Origin of the sequence: Phyllobacterium sp. 22229 (assembly GCF_052056495.1) — a bacterium.
Classification (GTDB): domain Bacteria; phylum Pseudomonadota; class Alphaproteobacteria; order Rhizobiales; family Rhizobiaceae; genus Phyllobacterium; species Phyllobacterium myrsinacearum.
The window spans coordinates 1-23,795 of sequence record NZ_JBQEPA010000013.1 but is presented as its reverse complement, the minus strand read 5'-3'; the positions used below and the strand labels follow the sequence as shown (position 1 = coordinate 23,795).

Below are 23,795 nucleotides of genomic sequence, written 5' to 3'. Positions count from 1 at the left end.
GAGAAATAAAATGGCTGGGGATGCGCTTGTCGTCATCGATGTGCAGAACGATTTTTGCCCGGGTGGCACATTGGCCGTGGACGGCGGCAACGAAATCGTCCCGATCATCAACAAGCTGATCATCCGGTTCGATCACGTCATTCTGACACAGGACTGGCATTCCGCCGGTCATTCGAGCTTCGCCTCGTCCCATCCCGGCAAGGCGCCTTTCGACACGGCGAAAATGCCCTATGGCGACCAGACGCTGTGGCCGGATCATTGCATCCAGGGTACGCCCGGTGCCGATTTCCATGCGGACCTGCAGTGGACCAAGGCCGAACTGATCATCCGCAAGGGTTTCCGCCCCCATATCGACAGCTACTCGGCGTTCTTCGAAAACGACCGCAAGACCCCGACCGGCCTTGCCGGTTACCTGCGCGAGCGCGGCATCACCAATGTGACCTTTGTCGGTCTGGCGACAGATTATTGCGTCGCCTATTCCGCGCTGGATGCGGTGGCGCACGGTTTTGCCGCCGACGTGCTGCTCGATGCCTGCCGCGCCATCGACATGGGCGGATCTCTGGCCGCCATGGTCGCGAACATGCGCAAGGCCGGTGTCACCCTGATCTGACGGATGCAAAAGTGAACAGCTGCGCATTTTTCCACAGGCGTTAACCCAGACATTCGACCAAAGTCATAAAACTGTTGTTTCTCTGTCACATAATGAGGATAGTGCCCATAAGCGCATCCAATAAGCGTGTTCCTAACGACGCCTCATTATGGGAGACATACATGACATTTCGCGGCACTTCGCTCAGCCTCGCGCTCGGACTCGTCCTCGCGTCGTCCACCTCATCCTTTGCCGTCACCGAAATCAGCTGGTGGCATGCCATGACCGGGGCCAACAACGAGGTTGTTGAAACCCTGTCCAAGGAATTCAATGAAAGCCAGAGCGACTACAAGGTCGTTCCCGTGTTCAAAGGCACCTATCCGGAAACGCTGAACGCCGGCATCGCCGCGTTCCGCGCCAAGCAGGCACCGCACATCATGCAGGTGTTCGATGCCGGAACGGGCGTCATGATGGGCGCCGAAGGCGCGATCAAGCCGGTGGCCGACATCCTGTCGATGGGCGGCGCAAAGTTCGACAAGAGCCTCTATCTGCCGGGCATTGTCGCCTATTATTCCAAGCCGGATGGCACGATGCTGTCCTTCCCCTACAACAGCTCCTCGCCGATCCTTTACTACAACAAGGATATCTTCAAGAAGGCTGGGCTCGATGAAAACAACCCGCCAAAGACCTGGCCGGAAGTCTGGGAAGCCGCCAAGAAGATCAAGACCAGCGGCGCAGCAAAATGCGGCTACACCTCGACATGGCTGACATGGATCCACACGGAAAACTTTGCCGCCTGGAACAATATCTCCTACGGCACCAATGAAAACGGCATTGCCGGAACCGATGTCGAGCTGAAGATCAACGCGCCGCTTTATGTCAAGCATTTCCAGGAACTGGCTGATCTCGCCAAGGATGGCACCTTCCGTTACGGCGGGCGCACCTCCGAAGCCAAGCCGCTGTTCCTGTCGGGCGAATGCGGTATCTTCACCGAATCCTCCGGCGGTCTGGGCGATGTGGTCAAGTCGGGCATGAACTACGGCACCGGCCAGCTTCCCTATGATCCCGACGCCAAGGGCGCGCCGCAGAACACGACACCGGGGGGCGCCAGCCTCTGGGTGTTCGCCGGCAAGTCCGACGCGGAATATAAGGGCGTTGCCGCCTTCTTCACCTTCCTGTCGCGCACCGACATCCAGGCCCGCCTGCATCAGGTATCCGGTTATCTGCCGGTGACCCTTGCTGCCTATGAGGACACCAAGAAGTCCGGCTTCTACGACAAGAACCCTGCCCGCGAGATTCCGATCAAGCAGATGATGGGCAAGGCTCCGACGGAAAACTCCAAGGGCGTGCGCCTGCCGAACCTGCCGCAGGTGCGTGATATCGAGAACGAAGAGTTCGAGAACATGCTCTCCGGCAAGCAGACGGCCCAGCAAGCCCTCGACAATGCCGTCAAGCGCGGCAATGCAGCCATCAAACAGGCAAACGGCCAGTAAGAGCCGGTTCATGAACGCCCTGTCCGCATTCCTTGCGGGCGGGGCTCTTTTCAAGAGGGGCAATCATGGCATCGTCAACGCGCGTCACTTTTCCGAACAAGGTCCTGCCCTACCTGCTGCTGGCACCGCAGCTTGCCATTACGATTGTCTTTTTCTACTGGCCCGCATCCCAGGCGATCCGCCAGTCGGTGCTGCGCGAGGATCCGTTCGGCCTGTCGACCCAGTTCGTCGGCCTCGGCAATTTCAAGCGCATCCTGAGCGATCCCAACTACCTGAACTCGCTGCAGGTCACGATTGTCTTCTCCATTGCAACGGCAGTCATCGCCATGGGCTTCGCGCTGCTGTTTGCCGTCATGGCCGACAAGGTCATCCGCGGCAAAGGCGTCTACCGCACGCTGATGATCTGGCCCTACGCCGTGGCCCCGGCCATTGCCGGCATGCTCTGGCTGTTCCTGTTCAATCCCTCGATGGGCACCTTCGCCTATATGATCCGCTCCGCCGGCTACAATTGGGACCCGCTGCTCAACAGCAACCAGGCCATGCTGCTGGTGGTTGCAGCCGCCGCATGGAAGCAGATCAGCTACAATTTCCTGTTCTTCGTTGCCGGACTGCAGTCCATTCCCAAATCACTGATTGAAGCAGCGGCCATTGACGGCGCCGGCGAAACCAAGCGCTTCTGGACCATCATTTTCCCGCTGCTTGCCCCGACCACGTTCTTCCTACTGGTCGTCAACACCGTCTACGCCTTCTTCGACACGTTCGGCATCATTCATGCCGTCACCGGCGGCGGCCCCGGCAAGGCGACGGAAACATTGGTCTACAAGGTCTACAATGACGGTTTCGTCAACCTGATCCTCGGCGACTCCGCCGCGCAATCCGTGGTCCTCATGGTCATCGTCATCGGCTTGACGGCGATCCAGTTCCGTTATGTCGAACGCAAAGTCCATTACGGCTGAGGAGCGCAGAGATGATCCAGAACAATCCCATCGGCCGTCTCGTCGCCCACATCATCCTGATTGTCGGCATCCTGATCGTGGCCTTCCCGATCTACTACGCCTTCGTCGCCTCGACTCAGTCGCTGCAGGACATCATGCGGCCGCCGCTATCGCTGCTGCCCGGCGGACATTTCTGGGAAAATTATACAACGGCACTTTTCGGCGGCATCGGCCGTATCGGCGGCGTGAGTGTCGGCCGCCTGCTCATCAACAGCACGATCATGGCGCTGGCGATTGCCGTCGGCAAGATCATCATTTCGATCCTCTCGGCCTATGCCATCGTGTTCTTCCGCTTTCCCGGCCGCATGGTCTTCTTCTGGCTGATCTTCATCACCCTGATGCTGCCGGTCGAAGTGCGCATCCTGCCGACCTACAAGGTCATGGTCGACCTCGGCCTCATCGATACCTATACCGGCCTGACGGTTCCGCTGATGGCGTCGGCCACAGCAACGCTCTTGTTCCGGCAGTTCTTCATGACCATACCCGGCGAACTGGTGGAAGCGGCCCGCGTCGACGGTGCGGGCCCCTGGCGCTTTTTCAAGGACATCCTCCTGCCCCTGTCCAAAACCAACATCGCAGCGCTGTTCGTCATCCTCTTCATTTACGGCTGGACCCAGTATCTCTGGCCGCTGCTGATGACAAACCGCAACGACATGACGACCATTGTCATCGGTCTGCGCAAAATGATTTCCTTCGCCGATGCCGACACCGAATGGCATCTGGTGATGGTGACCTGCATTCTGGCCATCCTTCCCCCGATCCTCGTCGTTGTGCTGATGCAACGCTGGTTCGTGCGCGGCCTGGTCGAAACGGAGAAATGATCCCATATGGCAAGTGTTGAACTTACAAATGTCCGCAAGGTCTATGCCGGGGGTGTCGAGGCGGTCAAAGGCGTCGACATCGACATCAAGGACGGCGCCTTGTGCGTGCTTGTCGGCCCGTCGGGCTGCGGCAAGTCCACCTTGCTGCGCATGATCGCGGGACTGGAATCCATCACCGGCGGCACCGTTGAGATCGACGACAAGGTGGTCAACGATCTCGGCCCTGCCGAGCGCGACATCGCCATGGTCTTCCAGAACTATGCGCTCTATCCGCACATGAAGGTCTATGACAACATGGCCTACGGCCTGCGCAACCGCGGCATGCCGAAGGATCAGATTGACAAGCGTGTGCGCGAGGCCGCGGCAACGCTGGAGCTGACGCATCTGCTCGAACGCCGCCCGCGCGAGCTTTCAGGCGGCCAGCGTCAGCGCGTCGCCATGGGCCGCGCCATCGTGCGCAACCCGAAAGTGTTCCTCTTCGACGAGCCGCTGTCCAACCTTGACGCCAAGCTGCGCGGCCAGATGCGGGTGGAAATCAAGAACCTGCAGCGCCAGCTCGGCGTGACCAGCGTTTACGTCACCCACGACCAGCTGGAGGCCATGACGCTCGCCGATATTCTCGTGGTGATGAATGCCGGTGCAGTCGAGCAGATCGGTGCGCCGCTCGATATCTATGAAAAACCCGCCAGCACGTTCGTTGCCAGCTTCATCGGCGCCCCGCCCATGAACCTCATTCCGGTCACGGCGGATGAATCCGGATTGATCCTGAAAGACGGCACGCGGATCGGTGCTCAAGGTATCGTCGTATCCGATAAAGACGCGATCATCGGGTTCCGTCCGGAAGATCTGGAGGTTGCCACAGGAACGGAAAGCCACATTGGCGGCCTGCTGCTCGACCTGAAAGTGCTCGGTGTCGAGCCGGTCGGCGCGGAAAGCTATGTCTATGGCATCATCGGCGGGGAGCGGGTTGTCGTGCGGGTTGCCGGCCGCTCCGTATCCCAGCCCGACGATCATCTCAGGGTGATCATCCCCAAGGAAAAGCTGCATCTTTTCGGCGGCAACGGCAAACGTATCTAAAAACATTCAAAGCATACCACGCCCCTCCACCCACCGGTGAAGGGGCGTGAAAGTGTCGATTACCAGGCTGGAACAGCCGCACCCTTGTACTTGTCGAGGATGAACTGCTTGACCGGATCGGAATGGTAGGATTCGATCAGCGTCTTGACCCAGGGCTTGTCCTTGTCGGCCTTGCGCACGGCGATCAGGTTGACGTAAGGCGCCTTTTCACCTTCCTTCAGGATCGGGTCCTTCATCGGATCAAGACCGGCCTCAAGCGCGTAATTGGTGTTGATGGCAGCGGCATCCACATCGTCGATGGAACGCGGCAGCTGGGCGGCGTCAAGCTCAACGAACTTGAAGCTCTTCTTGTTTTCGACGATGTCCGCGAGCGTTACCTTGAGGCCTGAACCTTCCTTCAGCTTGATCACGCCCTTGTCGGCAAGGATCAGCAGCGCACGGCCGCCATTGGTCGGATCGTTCGGAATGGCAATCGTGGCGCCGTCGGCCAGCCCATCGAAGCTCTTCACCTTCTTCGAATAAACGCCCATCGGGAAATTCACGGTGTTGGCGACATCAACGAGATCGAATTTGCGGTCGGCGATCTGGTTGTCGAGATAGGGCTTGTGCTGGAACGAGTTGGCGTCAAGCTCGCCATCGTTCAGCGCCTGGTTCGGCACGACATAGTCGGAAAATTCAAAAATCTCGATATCGAGGCCCTTCGGCTTGGCGATTTCCTTGACCTTTTCCATGATCTGGGCGTGTTCGCCCGGCGTCACGCCGATCTTGATCGTTTCGGCCAGAGCGCTTGTCGCGCTCAGGATGGCCGCCAGCGCGGCGGTGGCGAGGATTTTCTTCAGCATAGTAGTCTCCTGTTTTACCTTGAACTGTTCTCAGCGGGGACGGATGCGCTTATCGAACTGCCGTGCCAGCCGGTCACCGGCGCTCTGGACGAGTTGAACGAGCACGATGAGCACCAGAACCACGATGGCCATCACATCCGGCATGAAGCGCTGATAGCCATAGCGGATGCCGAGATCGCCAAGCCCGCCGCCGCCGACGGCACCGACCATGGCGGAATAGCCGATCAGGCTGACAATCGTGAGCGTCAGGGCCGACGTGATGCCGGGACGCGCTTCCGCCAGCAGAACCTTGAACACGATCTGGGCGGGACTTGCGCCCATCGCGCGGGCAGCCTCGGTCAATCCCGGATCGACCTCGCGGATTGCCGATTCAACCAGACGTGCGATGAAGGGAATGGTTGCAATGGTCAGCGGCACAATCGCGGCGGTGGTCCCGATCGAGGTTCCGGCAATCATGCGTGTAAAGGGAATGATGGCGACGACCAGAATGATGAAGGGCGTCGAGCGGGCCGCGTTGACGACAAGGCCGAGCACCTTGTTGACCGACGGGGCGGCAAAAAGCTCGCCGCGCCCGCTGGTCGCCAGAAAAACACCGAGTGGAATGCCGAACAGCGAACCGATCAGGCCCGCCACGGCGACCATATACAACGTCTGGCCCGTGGATTTCACCAGCAGTGCAAAAATATCAGCGGACATAGCCGACAACCTCCGATGACAGGCCGTGATCGGCAAGAAAGCTTCGGGCGTGGATTATCTTCGCTTCATCGGCAAGCAAGGACACAACCAGCATGCCGAAGGGACGCCCGGCAATCTCGTCGACCGCACCGGCCATAATGTTGACCTCGATGCCGAGATCGCTGCCGAGCCGCGCCAGCATGGGCTCCGTCGCATTCTCGCCCTTGAAGATGATGCGCAGGATCGTCCGCAGGCCCGGTTCCGGTTTCTCCACCATCTGCCGTGTGAGGAACTCCGGCAAATGCAGGCCCGCCAGTCCGCCGAGGAGCGAGCGGGTGGTCGCATGGGTATGCCCGGTGAACACGTCGAAGGTGGGACCCTGTTCGACGATGCGCCCGCCATCGATAACCGCCACGTGATCGGCGATGGTCTTGATCACTTCCATCTCATGGGTGATCAGGAGAACCGTAAGGCCAAGTTCCTTGTTGATGGTCTTGAGCAGGGCAAGGATCGAGCGTGTTGTTTCCGGGTCGAGTGCCGATGTCGCTTCATCCGACAAAAGCAGTTTCGGTTCCGTTGCCAGAGCCCGCGCGATGCCGATGCGCTGTTTCTGCCCACCTGATAATTCCGAGGGATAGCGATCGCGCTTGTCCGATAGCCCGACAAGATCAAGCAGCGGTGTCACGCGCTTTCCAATGGTCTGTCTGTCGATACCCGCAATCTCCAGCGGCAGAGCGATATTGTCGAATGCTGTTCGCGAAGACAGAAGATTGAAATGCTGGAAGATCATGCCGATGGAGCGGCGCACATCGCGCAGCTTCTTTTCATCGAGCCCGGCAATATTCACCCCATCAACAACGACGCGGCCGCTCGTCGGCTTTTCCAGTCCGTTGACCAGGCGGATCAGGGTGGACTTGCCCGCACCGGACCGGCCGATAATGCCAGTGACGGAACCGCGCGGGACAATCAGATCGACGCCATCGAGCGCAGCAACCTCCGCGCTGGTGCGTCCTGCGGCAAAACGCTTGGAAACGCCTTCAAACGCCACCATCGGGTCAGCTGCCTTGGCCAATCCGTCGCCCGCAGCCGCTCCCGCCGCTTCTCCTGTCTTTCGTGTCACAACCGTCATAACCATTTGCGCCGCCCGTGCAGCCGCCCTGTTGTCTGTTTGCGACCGTCTATACCGATCTGGTCGACTTTTCGATAGGGCTTACGGGCAAGCATGAACATTTTCGATGGTGGAAATCTTGGGTTCATCGGCCGGCAGCCGAAACTATTCGTCAAGATCACGCCAAGCGCATTCGACTATAGTTGCAAATTCCTATTTAAAACAACCACTTACCTCAAATGATTCAACTCTGCATTTCTAGCGGTGCTCTGTGAAAACGGGCAATGAATTGAACAGGCGTTTCACACGCGATCCATTTGAGGGCGAAGCAGCAAGCACCGAGCCAGCCGGTGCATCGGGGAGATGGGCCTCCCCGACCACGGCAATGGCCTTGCTCTCAAAACTGGAGGTGATCTATGCGGAAATTACCGTTTAGCATCACGCTAGTCGTGAAAAGAACCCGGACCGGCTGGCAGCTGATAGTCCGGATTCAATTCTCGAACTAGACCATGAGAGGTGGGCGAAAGCCCGCCTCTCACTCCAGAACTTACAACATTTAATCGATGATTCCAACCAACCCTGGGTTTCAGGCAGCGAGTGCAAGTTTCGATGCGTTCAGGCCGCGCTCCAGATCATCGGGAAACTCTGCTTTCACGGGCCGATGGCCACAACCATTCTTCGGAGAGAGCGCAAGGATCATTCAAAAATAGTTCTAAATCCCCATCGAAAACAACCGCTTACCTCAAATGATTCAACTCTGCATTTCTGGCAATGCTTTGTGAAAACGGGCAATGAATTGAACAGGCGTTTCACACGCGATCCATTTGAGGGCGAAGCAGATACACCGAGCCAGCCGGTGCATCGGGAAGACGGGCCTCCCGACCACAGCAATGGCCTTGCTCTCAAAACTGGAGGTGATCTATGCGGAAATTACCGTTTAGCATCACGCTAGAGGTGAAAAGAACCCGGACCGGCTGGATGCTGATAGTCCGGGTTCGATTTACACTCTAGAAGCGAGGGGTGGGTGAAAGCCCATCCCTCACTCCAGAACATTACAATATCCTGTCCGTAATTCCAACCAACCAGAGGTTTCAAGCGGCGAGTGCAAGTTTCGATGCGTTCAGGCCGCGCTCCAGATCATTAAGGATATCATCGATATGTTCGATGCCGACCGAGAGCCGGATATAGCCTTCGGAAACGCCGCTCGCATGCTGTTCGTCCGGTGAAAGCTGGGAATGTGTTGTCGTTGCCGGGTGGATGGCGAGGCTGCGGACATCACCGATGTTGGCCACATGATAGAAGAGTTCGAGCGCTTCGATGAATTTGCGTCCTGCCTGCAGACCGCCTTTAAGCTCAAAACCGACCAGACCGCCGAAACTGCCCGAAAGATACTTTTCCGCCCGTTCACGATCAAGACCGCTCTGCTGCGATGGATGGATGACCTTGGCGATCTCCGGCCGCTTGGCCAGGAACTCGGCAACCTTCTGCGCATTCTCGACATGACGCTCAAGGCGCAGCGACAGCGTCTCGATGCCTTGAATGGTCTGGAAGGCATTGAAGGGCGACAGCGCCGCACCAAGGTCGCGCAGCAGCGTGACGCGCGCCTTGATGATATAGGCGACGGGTCCGATAGGTTTCACCGCTTCGGTCCAGACCGCGCCGTGATAGCTGGGATCGGGTGTGTTCAGCGCTGGCTGGCGCTGCGGGAATTTCTCCCAGTCAAACTGGCCGCCATCAACGATGATGCCGCCGATGGAGGTGCCGTGGCCGCCGAGATATTTGGTGGTCGAGTAGACGACAATGGCAGCGCCGTGCTGCAAGGGACGCGCGATCAGGGGCGCCGCCGTGTTGTCGACGATCAGCGGAATGCCGTATTCGCGCCCGATGGCAGCCACTTCGGCAATGGGAAACACGGTGAGTTTCGGATTGGGCAGCGTTTCCGCGTAATAGGCGCGGGTCCGCTCATCCGTGGCCCGGCGAAACGCTTCGGGGTCCCGGGGGTCGACAAACCGCACCTCGATGCCCTGATCCTTCAGCGTATTGGCGAAGAGGTTCCATGTGCCGCCATAGAGATCGGTGGAACTGACGATATTGTCGCCGGCCCGCGCAAGATTCTGGATGGCAAGGGCTGACGCCGCCTGCCCCGACGACACCGCGAGCGCAGCAATACCGCCATCGAGCGCGGCAACACGCTTCTCCAGGACATCGGTGGTCGGGTTGCCAATACGCGTGTAGATATTGCCGAGTTCCTTCAACGCGAAGAGATTGGCGGCGTGTTCCGTATCGCGGAACTGGTAGGAGGTGGTCTGGTAGATTGGCACAGCCACGGCGCCGGTTGCGGGATCCGCCCGCCAGCCGGCATGCAGGGCGATGGTCTCGGGATGCAAATGGACTGCCATGGTTTTCGTCCTCGTGTTGGTGCGAAATGATCACCCGGAACACTAGGAGAAGTTGCAAAGAGGGAATACGCAGGCCGTTGCTTATTTCAGCGCATTCGGGAAATCCCATGCTAAAAGCGCTGCGCAACGCCCCACTTTATGCCACTCAGGCAGCGATGGGGCCGGGTACGGAGAATTCCATTCCCGGCTCCACGGTATTGACCCGTCGGGCTCAGGCAGCCCGATAGCGTTCCAGCCAATGGGCGTACGGTGAAGGCAGAACCCAGGCCGCCTTCTCGACGCCCAGTTCCTTGGCGGCGCGGAACGGCCAGTGCGGATCGGTCAGCAGCGGACGGGCCAGCATGACAAGATCGACCTTTCCATCGCGGATAAGACCATCCGCCTCCTGCGGGGTGCTGATGTACCAGGACGTCGAGGCTGGCAGGCCGGTTTCGCGGCGGACACGTTCCGCAACAGGCCCAAGGAAAGCCGGACCCCATGGAATACTGGTCTTGCCGAGAGAAAAGCCCATGCTGACATCGATGAAGTCAAGCCCATTGGCCTTCAGCAATTTGACAAGTTCTATGGCCTCGCTGAGAGTTTTTTCGTCCTGCCCGTCATACTCAATGACACCGAGGCGCGCGGTCAGCGGCAGGTTGTCCGGCCAGACGGCCCGCACGGCCTGAACCGTTTCGATGAGGAACCGGCTGCGGTTCTCAAAACTGCCGCCATATTCGTCGGTACGCTTGTTGGAATGCCCGGACAGAAAACTCTGGGCGAGATAGCCATGGGCAAAATGCAGTTCGAGCCATTCGAACCCGACCGAGAGCGCTCGCTTGGCGCTGTCGACAAAGGCCTGCTTTACCCGCTCGATATCGGTCTTGGTCATTTCACGCGGAACCTTCGACAGCCCGCCGCCATAGGCAATAGCCGAAGGGGCAATAGTTTCCCAGCCGCGCGGATCATCGTCCGCAATATGGTCATCGCCTTCCCACGGCCGGTTCGCGCTGGCCTTGCGCCCGGCATGGGCAATCTGGATGCCCGGAACGGCGCCGGCATTCTTGATGGTTTGAACCGCCGGTGCGAATGCCCTGGCCTGTTCATCATTCCACAGTCCTGCGCAACCCGGAGTAATCCGGCCTTCCGGCGACACAGCGGTGGCCTCGACAATCACCAGTCCGGAACCGCCGCGCGCCAATCCGCCAAGATGAACGTGATGCCAGTCATTGATCACGCCGTCATTTGCCGAATACTGGCACATGGGGGAAACGGCGATTCGGTTGCGCAATGTCACATCCTTCAAGGTGAAGGGGTCGAATAGAGAGGCCATATGTTTACTCCAAGATGGGGTGCCGCAGACATTCGGGTCCGCTTTCATTTCGATAGTTCGATATTATTCGAACAATAGCAATACACAAAATTTTGTGCTAGGATATGTGCATGAGAGAATATCGCCATCCCCAGATCACCGAAGTGCAGCTTGAGTCCGTGCTCTATGCACTGAGCGACCCCATCCGTCTGTCGATTGTCCGGCAACTGGCCCGCGAGGGCGAGGCAACCTGTGCCGCGCTTGAGAACGGGCGCCCGAAATCCAGCATGTCGCATCATTTCCGCGTGCTGCGGGAAGCCGGGATCATCAAGACACGCAACGACGGCACCTCGCGGATCAACGAATTGCGCGGCCATGAACTGGCCGAGGTTTTTCCGGGCCTGCTGCCGGCAATTCTCGCTGTCCGGAGCTAGAACAACGCGGCAGAATGGACCTCTTGAATGATCCGCCACGCAGCTGGCAAAAACGCCCGCTTTATACATCGAAACGACTTTGATTCTTACATGAATTTAATAATATAAGACATCGGTGCGATCTTTTATATTTGAATATTCATATTCAATTCGCATTAAACGCAGAGAAATTACAGAATTTCATACAAATAACTTCATATTACTCAGGCATAAACCATACAACCATAAAGACATTGGTAACTATTATAAAAAATGGTAAGCAAATTAACCAATGCCGAACGCAATAAAAATAGCATAGGGAAATATGAACTCGCCGTTCTGAGGTCCGTGAGTGCAACTGTCGAATTTCCATACGCCTGACGCTATCCGGTCCATGTTCGGCATGCGGGGAACGATAAATCCTGCCGTCAAGCGGCGGGTCTATGCTGAACAGATGGATGTGGCGCTGCGACTGGCGCCCTTTACCGTCATCGTCGCCATGAGCGTTGTGTTCGTGGTGGCATTTGTCTTCTGGGATCGGGGACATAGCCTGTATCTGGGCAGCCTGGCCACCATCGTCACAATCATGACCGCCGCGTCGCTCTTTGCCTGCTGGCAATGGTACAAGGTGCCGAAGGTCAAGGAGCTCGGCTTCGCCGGCATAAAATACCTGATCATCATATCCGCGTGTTACGGCCTGTGTCTGGCCAGTATCCCGCTCATGCTTTTTCTGGAAGCCGATGCTTACCATAGGCTGCTGATCGCCTGTACGGCGGCCGGCCTGATGGCAACGGGTATCGGCGTTGCCGTGGTGCCGCTGGCGGCCATTGCCTATTCCGGCGCGATCATCACCGGCTCGTTCTTTGCCCTCGCCTCGACCGGCGAGGATTTCTTTCTTTTCATCGCGATTCTGCTGGCGATCTATGCACTGTTCATCCTCTTCACCATCGTGCACATGAGTAACCTGATTGTCATGCGCACGCTCGACCAGATCAAGGTCGAGCAGCAGAAGGAGGTTATCAGCCTGCTTCTCTACGATTTCGAAGAGAATGCCAGTGACTGGATCTGGGAAACCGACGCCGATCTGAAACTTCAGCATACCTCGCCGCGGCTGGCACAGATTGCCGAGAAAACCACCAAGCAATTGCAGGGCATGCCCTTCGCCCAACTGTTCAAGGTCGACCAGTCGCACGCCGAAGAGGCCGTGAAGGTCGGATCGATCTGGCAGGCCATTGAGAACCGCACGACCTTCCGCAACCACATCCTGCCGATCAATATAAAGGGCGAAACCCGCTGGTGGTCACTGACCGGCAAGGCCATCTTTGACAATGCCGGGCAGTTCTGCGGCTATCGCGGCGTTGGTTCCGACGTGACAGCGGCAAAACAGTCGGAAGACAAGCTGTCCTACCTCGCCCGCTATGACGTGCTCACCGACCTGCCGAACCGGACCCTGTTCTCCGATCAGCTCTCCGAGGCAACCAAGGAACTGGAAACGGGCCTCACCGGTTTTGCCGTTTTCTGCATCGACCTCGATGAATTCAAGACCGTCAATGACAGCTTCGGCCACGGTATCGGCGACCAGTTGCTGAAGCAGGTGGCCGAACGCTTGCGCAGCACATCGCCTGCCCGCTATATCGTGGCGCGCCTTTCCGGCGATGAGTTTGCCATTCTGGCACCCGGTGCGGGCCAGGCTGAAGCCACGGCGCTGGCGGAAGATCTCGTGCAGCGCGTATCGCAGCCTTTCTGGATCGACGGTATCCAGATCAACATTCATATCAGCATCGGCATCGCGCTTGCGCCCATGGACAGCGTCAGCGACATCATGCGCTGCGCCGATCTGGCATTGTACCGCACCAAGAACGAGGGCCGGAACAGCTATCGCTTCTACGAAGTCGAAATGGATGCACGGATCGAGGCCAAGCGGGCACTGGCAATGGACTTGCGCGGCGCATTGGCGCGGCAGGAATTCATTCTGCATTTCCAGCCGATCGTGTCGGCCATAACGCTCAAGACCGTCGGGTTTGAAACCCTTCTGCGCTGGAAGCATCCGGTGCACGGGTATATCTCTCCGGCCATCTTCATTCCGATTGCGGAAGAGACCGGCAACATCATTCCCCTCGGGGAATGGATTATCCAGGAGGCTTGCAAGACAGCGGTATCCTGGCCCGATGATATCCACGTGGCCATCAATATTTCCGCGATTCAGTTCCGTCATTCGGATCTGGCTTCCATCGTGCGCGATGCCCTGACAACCAACAAGCTGAAACCCAACCGCCTCGAACTCGAAATCACCGAATCCGTGTTCCTTGAAGCCAATGTCGCGGCGATTTCCCTGCTGCGGCAGTTCCGGGCGATGGGCGTAAGCATCGCGCTTGACGATTTCGGCACCGGCTATTCCAGCCTGAGCTATCTGCGCAAGATGCCGTTCGACAAGATCAAGATCGATCAGTCCTTTGTGCGCGATCTGCCGCACAACCGGGGAAGCCTTGCCATTATCCGTGCGGTGATGGGCCTTGGCGCCAGCATGGGCATGAAGATCACCGCCGAGGGCGTAGAGACCCGCGAACAGCTCGCCTGCCTGCAAAAGGAAGGCTGCGATCAGGTACAAGGCTTCCTGTTCAGCCCCGCCGAACCGTTCGAGAAGACCGCAGGCCTCATGTCCTTCGACCGCGACCGTTACGAGGTCGCCAGCTGAGGCACGGGCAATGGAAGCGGAAGGCGCTCAGGCCTGCCGCTTCGTCTTGTCCTGAACGGGCGGGCGATAGCTCGGTGACAGCCGAGAATCCTTCGGCCAGTAAGCCAGGAACCCCTTGATGACTTCGCCGGGAATATCGAGCGGATTGTACTGATCCCGGTCCACAAACATCAGCGACTGTTCGCCATGGCCGAGCAGGCCTTGCGCTGCGCTGTGGATTTCATGCTGCAGCGTGACGAATTTGCGGTTGTGCCGGGCGATCTTGATGCGAACGCTGATCTGTTCGAACTCCTTCGATTCCCGCCGGTAATCATGGGTGAAGGAGCGCGTGAGAATATAGAAGCGTGTCGTCGCCAGATCGAAATCCGGCATGCAGACATTGAAGAACAATTCGCGCGCCTTGCCCACCCAGCGCACATAATTAGCGAAGTAGACATTGCCGACCGAATTGGTGTCGTCATAGGTCGGTGTGAGGTGCATGACGAACCATTCGCCATCGAAACCATGCGATTGTGTTATTTCCTCGCCGCCGGATGCGTTTGTCAGCGGCGCGGCGCTCATCATGCGGATAGGCTGGTCGACGATTTCAACCGGTATCGCCTTTGAACGGGGACCGACCAATTCAACGATGACAGGCAAGGCGCCGATCAGCCCGATGAAAGGCGACAGGAACAGGAAGCCAGGGACAGGCTGGATATAACCGAGAACGAAGATCAGCGATGATCCGCAGCCGATGAGAAAACTCAGGACCGGATCGAATTTCGGTTTCGCGCCCAGTGCCTCGCAGACCAGATTGGCGGAGGCGCTGACGAAGAGCGTCGCGAAAGGCATCATGAAATACATGAGCGAAAAGTTTGCCGGTACTGCGGCATAGGCAACCCAGGTCGCGCCGATCAGCAGCCACAACGGCGACGAGGCAATACCATCGGGAATAAGCGCCAGCAGCGGGCTGTTGCTGCGCATGTTCTTGCCGCGCAGATACCAGTTCGTCGCGCAATAGAAACTGTCGACCGTCGACGTGAGCGCCGCAATCGTCCAGATCGCAAAGGCAATCGCCAGATAGGGGGCGCCGTTTTCTGCGGCCAGAACAACGGCCGCGGAAACCGAACCCTGCGCGCTCGGCAGCCCGTCCATGGAAATGATGCTGCCGATGGGGCCGACCGTCGATGCGATCGCCGCGTTGAGCAGAAGGAAACCGAAGAACAGCAATGCGCCCCCACCATAGGCGATGCCGACCGACCCGCCCTCGCGCTTGATATAGACGGCCCGCTGCCAATGCTGGATATCGAGCCATGGGCCAAGCAGGAAGCCGATCACCGTCGGCATGACAAGGCCGTAAAAACGCCCGTCGAACTGCTGGAGCGGGACACCGGGGTAATCCGATGTCTGCCGCAGGCCGAAAAGCAGCACGAGCCCGGCGGCAACACCGACAACGGTGTAGAGGATATGCAGCGTCTTGATCTGCTGCAGCGACAGCGCATGCCCGATGGCGCAGGAAGCCAGAAGCAGGAAGGCAACGCCTATTGTCGCGCCCTCACCCACAATTGGCTGCCACAAATAGGCGACGAAGCCGAAAATCGTCACCACGAGCGCCGCCATCTGGAACAGCAGAAAGACGCCGACATAGCGGTTCTCGATGTCTTTCATGATCTGGTCCGGCGTACGCTTGCTGCGGCCGAGAATAAAGCCGAACAGCCACAGACCGCCAACATTCGAGATCGCGAAACCGAAGAAACCGAGCCAGCCATAGGTCAGGGTGACGTGGATGGAATAGAAAAAACCCAGTCCCCACAGCCAGGACAGGCCAATTGTAGGCGCCCACATCAGATTTCGCACGAACGTCATATCTATCCAGCTTTACGAGAGTCGGTGATCGACAACACCAACTTTAATCCACGTTATTCGCTGTAATAAGTCAATGATCTGCTCTTCGCAGTTGCGGAAAGATTCAACATTTTTGCTTTCTTTCCCGTTGCGAATGCAAGCAGCCTTTGCCGGTATCTTTACCCAGCGAAACACCGGAAATACTGCGCGAATGCAGCCGTACACTCATAAAATCTGGTTGAAATGGCATCAAGACCGCCGGCGCGAAGGCGCCGGCAGTGTGTTGCCGGATCAAAGACCCGCGATCTTCCTGAGATCATCGACTGCGCCCGTACCGGCGGCAAGAACCGGTGCGCCCCTGGTCAGCGCATCGCCCTTTGCCGGGAATGGATGGTGCCAGCCGCCCGCTTCCTTGACGAGGCAGTAACCCGCCATGCAGTCCCATGCATGCATATAGGGTTCGTAATAGCCCACGAGACGGCCTGCCGCGACATAGGCCAGCATGAGTGCGCCTGATCCGTTGCGGATAAAATTACCGCCGGCCTCCAGCAGCTTTTCCACCAGCGCGGCAACGACGGCGGGGGTGACGTGATGATTGGCACCGATACCCGTCACCGCATTGCGAATGGTCTTGTCCGGATCAATGGCAAGTGCCTTGCCGTTCAAGGTCGCCCCCATCCCCAGCGCCGACGCATAGAGTTCGTCATTGCACGGGACATAGATGACTCCGACGACGATTTCCTCACCGCGCAGCGCTGCAATCGAAATGCACCAGGTCGGCATGCCGTTGACGAACGGGCTGGTGCCGTCGATCGGATCGACGACCCAGGTGAACCCGGAGGTTCCCGCGCTCACGCCATACTCTTCGCCAAGCACCGCATCAGCGGGAAAGGCCGCCGCGATGCGGGCGCGGATCAGTTCTTCCACTTCCCGGTCGGCAATCGAAACCACGTCCTGCGGATCGGCCTTGGTCTCGATGACCAGCCGCTCGCGCGCATTGAAATGCGCGAGCGCCACGGCGCCGGCTTCCACGGCCATTTCCTGGGCAAGAGCAAAACGGCCCTGCAACTCGGCTTCGGCATGCGATGTCATGATAGTCCTTTGAAAATGCAGTTTCAGTTGTTGATGATGGCGATGCCGCGATGGTGGAAGCCAATGCTGACACGGGTTGCGGGAGGAAGATTGCGGTCAACAGCCGGATCGACCACGAAGAGCGTTCCGGAGGCGGTTTCCACTTCATACTCGACGTGATCGCCGAGATAGGCAGCGTGCCGGATGCTTCCGGCGAAGGCACCATTGCCGCCGGGCTCCAGCGTGATCGCATTGGGCCGGACCGCGAGCTTCGCCGGTCCCGGCCGGGCGCTGCGGCCCGGTACGGCGTGTTCCAGCGTGCCGACACGGATGATGGCATTGCCACCGTCACTGCGCAGCACCTCACACGGCACCACATTGGCTTCGCCGATGAAGTCGGCGATAAAGGAGGAAGCCGGAGCCTCGTAAAGCTCGCGCGGCGAGCCCTGCTGGGCGATGACGCCCTCCTGCATGACGATGATCTGGTCGGACACCGCAAGCGCTTCTTCCTGATCATGCGTGACATAAACAGCCGTGAACCCGAGACGCTGCTGCAGCTCGCGGATTTCGGTGCGCACGCGGCGGCGCAGCCGCGCATCGAGATTGGACAGGGGTTCGTCCAAAAGCAGCACCTGCGGCTCCAGAACCAGCGCCCGCGCAACCGCCACACGCTGCTGCTGGCCGCCCGACAGTTCGGCGGGAAGGCGCTGGCCGTAGCCGGCAAGGCCAACCTGCTTGAGCCCCTCCTCCGCTTTTTCCCGTGCGTCGGATTTCTTCATGCCCGAGGATTCAAGGCCATAGGCGACGTTTTCCGCAACCGACATATGCGGAAACAGCGCGTAGGACTGGAACACCATCGAGACATCGCGCTCATTGGCGGGAAGCATGGTCACATCCTTGCCGCCGATCAGGATACGGCCCGCGGACGGATGCTCCAGCCCCGCCAGCATGCGCAGGGTCGTGGTCTTGCCGCAGCCGGACGGGCCGAGCAGCGTGACCAGCGTGCCGGGCTCGATCGTCAGCGAGAGATCGTGAATGGCCGTGAAATTACCGAACTGCTTTCTGACATTGGAGAAGACGACGGAGCCGGTGCGATGGGTGGTCATGATGCGGCCTTTTCTTGTGGAGCGGCGGAGGGAACGAAGGCTGTCGCAACGCGGTTTTCGCGGCGCAGTTTTCGTTCACCCACCAGAAGCTGGAAACAGGTGATGATGACGATCATGACGACAATCAGCATCGAGGAGTAGGCCACCGCCACACCGTACTCGCCGTTTTCGACGAGCCCGACAATATAGGAAGTCGCCATATTATATTCGGCACTTACAAGGAATATGACAGCGCTGATTGAGGTGATGGCGCGCACGAAGGAGTAGACCAGCGCCGCCACGATGGCCGGGCGGAGCAGCGGCAGGATCACCTTGCGGATGGTGCGGAAGCTGGTTGCCCGCAGCGTCAGCGACGCTTCGTCGAGGCTCTTGTCGAGCTGGCTCATCGCCGCCACCCCGCCGCGCACGCCCACGGGCATGTTGCGGAAGACGAAACAGGCGATCAGGATCAGCGCGGTGCCGGTCATCTCAAGCGGCGGCAGGTTGAACGCCATGATATAGCTGATGCCGATGACCGTGCCGGGAATGGCAAAGCTCATCATCAGGGCAAATTCGAAGACATTGCGGCCGACAAAACGCTGGCGCACGATGAGATAGGCCGTGAGCAGCCCGACGGCTGCGGTCAGCGGCGCTGAAATCAGCGCGATCTTGATCGTTGTCCAGAACGAATTCCAGGCAACGCCGGTCCAGGCAATGGCGCCATTGTTGAAACTGAAGGAGAACGCCCGCTGGTAATGTTCCAGCGTCAGCGTGTTGTCGAGCCCCCAGGTGCGCACGAAGCCGCCGAACAGGATCATGCCGTAGATGACGAGCGTGAACAGGATCCATGGAATGACAATGGCGTGGACGCCGATCGACAGGGAGCGCGGCAGGGCGATATGTGCGCCGGAATCACCCTTGCCGGTGACCGTGGCAAAGCTTTTGCCTGCCAGCCAGACGCGCTGGGCGAGAAACGCCGAGAGCGTGAAGAATAGGAGAATGATCGCAAGCACCGCTGCCCGCGACGGATCGTTCTGCGAACCGACGACGGCGAAGAAGATTTCCGTCGACAAAACGCCGTGGCTGCCGCCGAGCACCAGCGGATTGCCGAAATCCGCCATGCTTTCGATGAAGCCGATGAGAAATGCATTGGCGAGACCCGGCTTCATCAGAGGCAGGGAAACCCGCCAGAATGTGCGCCAGCGGTCGGCGCGCAAAGTCTGCGACGCCTCTTCCATCGACGGGCTGACGCCCTCGACGACGCCGATCAGGACGAGGAACGAGATTGGCGTGAATGACAGGACCTGCGCGATCCATATGCCGGTGAGGCCGTAGAGCCAGCGGCCGGGTTCGATGCCGAAAAGCTCGGACAATTGCTGCGTCACGACACCGGCGCGGCCGAACAAAAGAATCAGCGCGAGGCCGATGACGAAGGGCGGCGTGATGATGGGCAGGATCGTCAGAAGACGCAGGCCCTTCTTAAACGGAAACCGGGTGCGGGTGGCGACCAGCGCAAAACACAGGCCGAGAAGCGTGGACCCCGACGCGGCGAGGATGGCGAGGAACAGCGTGCGCCAGGCAATGCCGCAGCGGTTGCCGCCCACCACGCAATCCAGACTCCAGATCGACGGGTCCTGGATATTGCGCACGAAACCGGAAGGGTCGAACGAACCATCAACACTTTGAACCGAGCCGATGAGCATGCTGCCGACGGGATAGAACACGAAGATGGCAACAAGGAAGATGAGGAGCGCAATCGACGCGACGACAAAGGCGTCGCCGCGCAGCACGCCGCGTTCGGCCAGCCCGAAGGAGAACATCAGGACGAAGGACAGTGCGACCAGACCGGCGCCCGCTCCCATGGATGGCTGCCCGCCCGCAAGCGGCCCGAACAGGCTTTCGCTGATGCCCCATGTCCAGCCGGTGAAGCCGATGGCAAGTCCCTGCAGAACCAGAAAGACAATGCCCGCGGCCCCTGCGCCAACAAGCAGATTGGCACGCAGCGGCGACACCCGGAACGCCCGTGCAACCAGTCCCAGCGCGAACAACAGGGCAATGACGGCCAGCGGCCAGCGGCCATGGCCGGCGATCTGCACAAGGCCGGGCGCTTCCGCCGCACCGGACGGGAATTTGCCCAGCCAGCCTAGGCCGTAGAATCCGCTTTCGATCCTGTACCACGGCACAAGTGCAAACCCGGCAAGGCCTATGCCGAGAGCAATGTTCAATCTCCGGTCGCTACGTTCCATTGTGCTACCCAATACTGTCTTCAATGGTGGAAATGGCTGGCGTGCCCGCATGGAAATAGCGGGCACGCGAAACTGCTGAATTCAGGTCAATTGGCGCTGGCGCCGATTTCCTTGTCCCAGCGGTCAAGCAGTTCCTTGCGCTTGGCTGGATCGCCATAGGTCTTGAAGTCATAATCGATGAGCTTGATGTCTTCGAATTTCGGCGCCTCCGGCGGTACGACCGCCGCCTTGTTCGATGGCAGCTGGAAGGACTTTGCTTCCTTCATGTGCGACTGCACCTCGGCAGACAGCGCCCAGTCATACCATTTCTTTGCCGCATCGAGATTGCGCGCACCCTTGACGATCGACATGGAACCGATCTCGTAGCCCGTGCCCTCGCATGGCGCGACGGTTTTGACCGGAAAACCTTCGACGGTCTGGGCCACCGAATCGTGCATGAAGACAATACCGAGCGCCGTTTCACCGCGCGCCGCTGCCTTCACCGGAGCGGAACCGGATTTCGTATATTGCGAGACATTGGCGTTGAGCTTCTTCAGATAGTCATAGGCCTTGTCCTCGCCCATGATCTGCACCAGCGATGCGAGCGCCGTATAGGCTGTTCCCGACGAGTTCGGATTGGCCATCTGGATTTCGCCCTTGTAGGACGGATCGAGCAGATCGGCCCAGCACTTGGCTTCCTTCATACCCTTTTTCTTGACGATATCGGTGTTGTATCCCCAACCGAGCGCCCCGGCATAAACGCCGACGGTCTTGTAGCCCGAACTTTCCGCCTGCTTCTTGGCCCAATCCTGCAACTGGTCGAGCAGCGGCGATTTATATTCCTGCGTCAGGCCTTCCGATGCCGCCTGCAGATGCGGATCGCCGGTGCCCGCCCACCAGATATCGGTCTTGGGGTTGCGCGCTTCGGCGCGGATTTTCGCATAGGTTTCGCCCGACGACAGACGCACCATGTTGACCTGAATGCCCGTATCCTTCTCAAACATGCCCTTCATCAGCTCGCAGATGACAACATCGGCCGAGCAGATCAGATTGAGATTGTCCGCCGCACGCGCCTCCATCGGCATCATCGAGAGACCGGCGGCAAAAGCAGCAGCAATGGCAAAGACTGAACGCATGAATTTCTCCTCCCTGAAAAAACGGCACCTCCATGCCGCTGCTTGGTTTTGCAAGCGTGTGCAAAAGTTTCACAAGCAGACAGTTCATGTCAAGTCAGCTAAGGATATTTTCCCGATAAAATTTGAATGTATCCGGCTTGCAGAGATAGGCAATCGTGTGCAATCTATGGAAAAGCCGAATGTTGCCCGGGTGGAAATCTCGTTGAACAAATCATTCATCAGCGCCGAGGACGTTGCGAAAAGAGCCGGCGTATCGCGCTCGGCGGTTTCACGCACGTTCACGCCTGGTGCCAGCGTATCCGACGAGACGCGCCGCCGCGTGGTCGAGGCAGCCGATGCCCTCGGCTATCACGTCAATCAGCTCGCCCGCGGCCTGATGCGCAGCGAAAGCGGCATCGTTTGTCTCGTTGCCTCGGAAATGGACACGCCCTACCGCGCGCGACTGGTGCGGGAACTGTCCCATGCGCTGCAGAAGGCCGGCAAGGTATGCATGATCATCAACACGGACCGCTCCGACGGCAGTGTCGATGCCGCTCTGCGGCAGACGCTCAATTACCGGGCGGACGCCTCGATCCTGCTCTCCGGCCTGCCCGACAAGGCGATCACCAAACTCTGCCTCGACAGCGGGCAGCGCATTGTCCTGATCAACCGGGATGACGAGATCGAAGGGCCGTTCCGCATCAATCTCGATGACAGGCGCGCCGCGCGGGCCGCCGTCAATGCCTTCCTGCGTGCCGGCTGCCGCCGTCTGGCCTTTGCCAACTCGGCCGTCGGCACGCCAAGCCTGATGGCGCGCGAGCACGGTTTCATCGCCGCCGCCGCCGAATTCGGGCTGGAGGTGACGGTCATACGCCATGGCAATACGGTGTATGAGAGCGGGCAGCACATTGCCCGGATGCTGTTCACCGAAACCGCCCGCCCCGATGCGGTTTTCTGCGTCAACGATCTCATGGCGTTCGGGCTGATGGACAGCGCGCGTCACGATTTCGGCCTGCGCATTCCGGAGGAGCTTTGCGTCACCGGTTTCGACGACATCCCCCAGGCAGACTGGTCATCCTATGCGCTGACGACATTTGCCCAGCCGGTCGAAGACATCGTCAGGACCAGTGTCGCCTGGCTGACAAGCGGCACCGGCGATGTTGATGCCGCCAACCGGTCCGTTAATCTGCACGCGTCGATGATCTGGCGCAAAACCATCCGCACGCCGGGCCGGTAAATCCCTAATCCGTTGAAAAACTGCCCCAGACACGCACCCTGCCGCGCCCGGCGCGTTTTGCTTCGTAGAGAGCGCGGTCAGCCAGGTTCAACAACGCATCCGCACCGTCCTGAGTGGAGGGGGGCAATTGCGCCAGCGCGCTGATTCCGATGCTCACCGATGTTCGGCCAGCCGGAACATCCTCATGATCCAATTGCAGGCCGGCAACCGCCTCCAGCAAAGTCGCGGCAATATCCGCCGCCTCATCGACGCTGGCGCCGGGCAGCAGTGCCGCAAACTCTTCACCGCCGAAACGCGCGACAACGCCGGTCCCCTTCCCGATCACCCTGCTGAGGACACGCCCCACCTGCACAAGGCACCGGTCCCCGGCCAGATGACCATAGACATCATTATAGGCCTTGAAGTAGTCGATATCGATCATCAGCAAGGCCAGCGGCTGCCCGTCATCGCGCGCCCGCTCATATTCCCGCTTGAGCAGGCGGCTGAACTTGCGCCGGTTCGGCAGGCTGGTCAGATGATCGCTTTCCGACAGTTTTTTCAGTTTCCGGTTGGCTTCAAGCAGCTTGCGCTCCAGTTCCATCCGCAGCCGGACGGTCAGGGAAAGCTCTTCTTCGATCTGTTTCTGGCTGCTGATATCGACGCTGGTGGCAAGCAGCCGCAGCGGTGATCCATCGGGACCATATTCGACGATCTTGCCGCGGCTGAGTATCCACGCCTCGCCGCCGCTGCCGCGCTGCACCCGGTAAACCGCTTCGAAATGCGGCTTCCGGCCGCTGACGACATCTTCGAATGCCTCGATTGTCCGGGCCTTGTCATCGGGATGAACGATATCCCACGCCACAT

19 protein-coding genes are annotated in these 23,795 nt (G+C 59.1%); 8 read left to right on the top strand and 11 right to left on the bottom strand.

Annotated elements, in window-relative coordinates; translation table 11 throughout:
• Positions 1–10: 10 nt before the first annotated feature.
• From pncA to ACTJJ7_RS16625, 5 genes are all read left to right on the top strand, one after another.
• On the top strand, positions 11–610 hold the full coding sequence (gene pncA / locus ACTJJ7_RS16645; RefSeq protein ID WP_105732146.1) for a bifunctional nicotinamidase/pyrazinamidase: 600 nt from the start codon (positions 11–13) through the stop codon (positions 608–610).
• Between the two features lie 161 nt (positions 611–771).
• On the top strand, positions 772–2,082 hold the full coding sequence (gene ugpB, locus ACTJJ7_RS16640; RefSeq protein ID WP_105732145.1) for a sn-glycerol-3-phosphate ABC transporter substrate-binding protein UgpB: 1,311 nt from the start codon (positions 772–774) through the stop codon (positions 2,080–2,082).
• Positions 2,083–2,147: 65 nt separating this feature from the next.
• The gene (gene ugpA / locus ACTJJ7_RS16635) at positions 2,148–3,038 is read left to right on the top strand and encodes a sn-glycerol-3-phosphate ABC transporter permease UgpA (protein WP_130269930.1); all 891 of its coding nucleotides are present in this window, start codon (positions 2,148–2,150) and stop codon (positions 3,036–3,038) included.
• An 11-nt stretch (positions 3,039–3,049) separates the two neighbouring features.
• Entirely contained in the window at positions 3,050–3,898 is an 849-nt protein-coding gene (ugpE, locus tag ACTJJ7_RS16630) for a sn-glycerol-3-phosphate ABC transporter permease UgpE (protein ID WP_105732143.1), read from the top strand.
• Between the two features lie 6 nt (positions 3,899–3,904).
• Complete coding sequence (locus ACTJJ7_RS16625; RefSeq protein WP_105732142.1) at positions 3,905–4,975, top strand: sn-glycerol-3-phosphate import ATP-binding protein UgpC; 1,071 nt, start codon at positions 3,905–3,907, stop codon at positions 4,973–4,975.
• A gap of 59 nt (positions 4,976–5,034) precedes the next feature.
• Here the strand turns inward: ACTJJ7_RS16625 and ACTJJ7_RS16620 are convergent, their stop codons facing one another.
• The 5 genes from ACTJJ7_RS16620 to ACTJJ7_RS16600 all read right to left on the bottom strand — a co-directional run bounded on the left by ACTJJ7_RS16620 (position 5,035) and on the right by ACTJJ7_RS16600 (position 11,308).
• Positions 5,035–5,817, bottom strand: coding sequence for a MetQ/NlpA family ABC transporter substrate-binding protein (locus ACTJJ7_RS16620; RefSeq protein WP_440968217.1), 783 nt, complete (start codon positions 5,815–5,817; stop codon positions 5,035–5,037).
• A 30-nt stretch (positions 5,818–5,847) separates the two neighbouring features.
• A complete protein-coding gene (locus tag ACTJJ7_RS16615) occupies positions 5,848–6,513 on the bottom strand; it encodes a methionine ABC transporter permease (protein WP_105732141.1) in 666 nt (221 codons plus the stop codon).
• Entirely contained in the window at positions 6,503–7,543 is a 1,041-nt protein-coding gene (locus ACTJJ7_RS16610; RefSeq protein ID WP_440968284.1) for a methionine ABC transporter ATP-binding protein, read from the bottom strand. Before ACTJJ7_RS16610 ends, ACTJJ7_RS16615 begins: the two co-directional genes overlap by 11 nt.
• A 1,148-nt stretch (positions 7,544–8,691) precedes the next feature.
• Positions 8,692–9,999, bottom strand: coding sequence for an O-acetylhomoserine aminocarboxypropyltransferase/cysteine synthase family protein (locus ACTJJ7_RS16605; RefSeq protein WP_130269926.1), 1,308 nt, complete (start codon positions 9,997–9,999; stop codon positions 8,692–8,694).
• Positions 10,000–10,210: 211 nt separating this feature from the next.
• Positions 10,211–11,308, bottom strand: coding sequence for an NADH:flavin oxidoreductase/NADH oxidase (locus ACTJJ7_RS16600; protein WP_440968216.1), 1,098 nt, complete (start codon positions 11,306–11,308; stop codon positions 10,211–10,213).
• A gap of 110 nt (positions 11,309–11,418) precedes the next feature.
• On the opposite strand from ACTJJ7_RS16600, the gene ACTJJ7_RS16595 reads away from it, so the two are divergent.
• Both ACTJJ7_RS16595 and ACTJJ7_RS16590 read left to right on the top strand, forming a co-directional pair.
• The gene (locus ACTJJ7_RS16595; protein ID WP_440968215.1) at positions 11,419–11,721 is read left to right on the top strand and encodes an ArsR/SmtB family transcription factor; all 303 of its coding nucleotides are present in this window, start codon (positions 11,419–11,421) and stop codon (positions 11,719–11,721) included.
• Between the two features lie 331 nt (positions 11,722–12,052).
• Positions 12,053–14,395, top strand: coding sequence for a putative bifunctional diguanylate cyclase/phosphodiesterase (locus ACTJJ7_RS16590; RefSeq protein ID WP_105732137.1), 2,343 nt, complete (start codon positions 12,053–12,055; stop codon positions 14,393–14,395).
• Positions 14,396–14,422: 27 nt separating this feature from the next.
• Here ACTJJ7_RS16590 and ACTJJ7_RS16585 read toward each other — a convergent pair whose 3' ends face one another.
• The 5 genes from ACTJJ7_RS16585 to ACTJJ7_RS16565 form a co-directional block, all read right to left on the bottom strand.
• On the bottom strand, positions 14,423–16,219 hold the full coding sequence (locus tag ACTJJ7_RS16585; RefSeq protein ID WP_440968214.1) for an acyl-CoA thioesterase: 1,797 nt from the start codon (positions 16,217–16,219) through the stop codon (positions 14,423–14,425).
• 291 nt (positions 16,220–16,510) lie between these two features.
• Entirely contained in the window at positions 16,511–17,311 is an 801-nt protein-coding gene (locus ACTJJ7_RS16580; protein ID WP_105732135.1) for an inositol monophosphatase family protein, read from the bottom strand.
• Between the two features lie 23 nt (positions 17,312–17,334).
• Complete coding sequence (locus ACTJJ7_RS16575; protein ID WP_440968213.1) at positions 17,335–18,396, bottom strand: ABC transporter ATP-binding protein; 1,062 nt, start codon at positions 18,394–18,396, stop codon at positions 17,335–17,337.
• On the bottom strand, positions 18,393–20,621 hold the full coding sequence (locus ACTJJ7_RS16570; protein WP_440968212.1) for an ABC transporter permease: 2,229 nt from the start codon (positions 20,619–20,621) through the stop codon (positions 18,393–18,395). Before ACTJJ7_RS16570 ends, ACTJJ7_RS16575 begins: the two co-directional genes overlap by 4 nt.
• Positions 20,622–20,707: 86 nt before the next feature.
• Entirely contained in the window at positions 20,708–21,736 is a 1,029-nt protein-coding gene (locus ACTJJ7_RS16565; protein WP_440968211.1) for an ABC transporter substrate-binding protein, read from the bottom strand.
• A 202-nt stretch (positions 21,737–21,938) separates the two neighbouring features.
• Between ACTJJ7_RS16565 and ACTJJ7_RS16560 the strand changes: the two genes are divergently transcribed.
• Positions 21,939–22,952: a LacI family DNA-binding transcriptional regulator gene (locus ACTJJ7_RS16560; protein ID WP_440968210.1), complete on the top strand. Its 1,014-nt coding sequence runs from the start codon at positions 21,939–21,941 to the stop codon at positions 22,950–22,952.
• Positions 22,953–22,956: 4 nt separating this feature from the next.
• Here the strand turns inward: ACTJJ7_RS16560 and ACTJJ7_RS16555 are convergent.
• Positions 22,957–23,795 (bottom strand): GGDEF domain-containing protein (locus ACTJJ7_RS16555; protein WP_440968209.1); only part of this gene is annotated, 839 nt, incomplete at its 5' end.

What these genes read in the sequence shown, in the direction of transcription:
- ACTJJ7_RS16595 (WP_440968215.1), top strand. Translation starts at nt 11,419, where the DNA reads ATGAGAGAATATCGCCATCCCCAGATCACCGAAGTGCAGCTTGAGTCC.
- ACTJJ7_RS16615 (WP_105732141.1), bottom strand. Translation starts at nt 6,513, where the DNA reads ATGTCCGCTGATATTTTTGCACTGCTGGTGAAATCCACGGGCCAGACG.
- ACTJJ7_RS16575 (WP_440968213.1), bottom strand. Translation starts at nt 18,396, where the DNA reads ATGACCACCCATCGCACCGGCTCCGTCGTCTTCTCCAATGTCAGAAAG.
- ACTJJ7_RS16610 (WP_440968284.1), bottom strand. Translation starts at nt 7,543, where the DNA reads ATGGTGGCGTTTGAAGGCGTTTCCAAGCGTTTTGCCGCAGGACGCACC.
- ACTJJ7_RS16580 (WP_105732135.1), bottom strand. Translation starts at nt 17,311, where the DNA reads ATGACATCGCATGCCGAAGCCGAGTTGCAGGGCCGTTTTGCTCTTGCC.
- ugpE (WP_105732143.1), top strand. Translation starts at nt 3,050, where the DNA reads ATGATCCAGAACAATCCCATCGGCCGTCTCGTCGCCCACATCATCCTG.
- ugpA (WP_130269930.1), top strand. Translation starts at nt 2,148, where the DNA reads ATGGCATCGTCAACGCGCGTCACTTTTCCGAACAAGGTCCTGCCCTAC.
- ugpB (WP_105732145.1), top strand. Translation starts at nt 772, where the DNA reads ATGACATTTCGCGGCACTTCGCTCAGCCTCGCGCTCGGACTCGTCCTC.
- ACTJJ7_RS16600 (WP_440968216.1), bottom strand. Translation starts at nt 11,308, where the DNA reads ATGGCCTCTCTATTCGACCCCTTCACCTTGAAGGATGTGACATTGCGC.
- ACTJJ7_RS16570 (WP_440968212.1), bottom strand. Translation starts at nt 20,621, where the DNA reads ATGGAACGTAGCGACCGGAGATTGAACATTGCTCTCGGCATAGGCCTT.
- ACTJJ7_RS16585 (WP_440968214.1), bottom strand. Translation starts at nt 16,219, where the DNA reads ATGTGGGCGCCTACAATTGGCCTGTCCTGGCTGTGGGGACTGGGTTTT.
- ACTJJ7_RS16565 (WP_440968211.1), bottom strand. Translation starts at nt 21,736, where the DNA reads ATGCGTTCAGTCTTTGCCATTGCTGCTGCTTTTGCCGCCGGTCTCTCG.
- ACTJJ7_RS16625 (WP_105732142.1), top strand. Translation starts at nt 3,905, where the DNA reads ATGGCAAGTGTTGAACTTACAAATGTCCGCAAGGTCTATGCCGGGGGT.
- ACTJJ7_RS16620 (WP_440968217.1), bottom strand. Translation starts at nt 5,817, where the DNA reads ATGCTGAAGAAAATCCTCGCCACCGCCGCGCTGGCGGCCATCCTGAGC.
- pncA (WP_105732146.1), top strand. Translation starts at nt 11, where the DNA reads ATGGCTGGGGATGCGCTTGTCGTCATCGATGTGCAGAACGATTTTTGC.
- ACTJJ7_RS16605 (WP_130269926.1), bottom strand. Translation starts at nt 9,999, where the DNA reads ATGGCAGTCCATTTGCATCCCGAGACCATCGCCCTGCATGCCGGCTGG.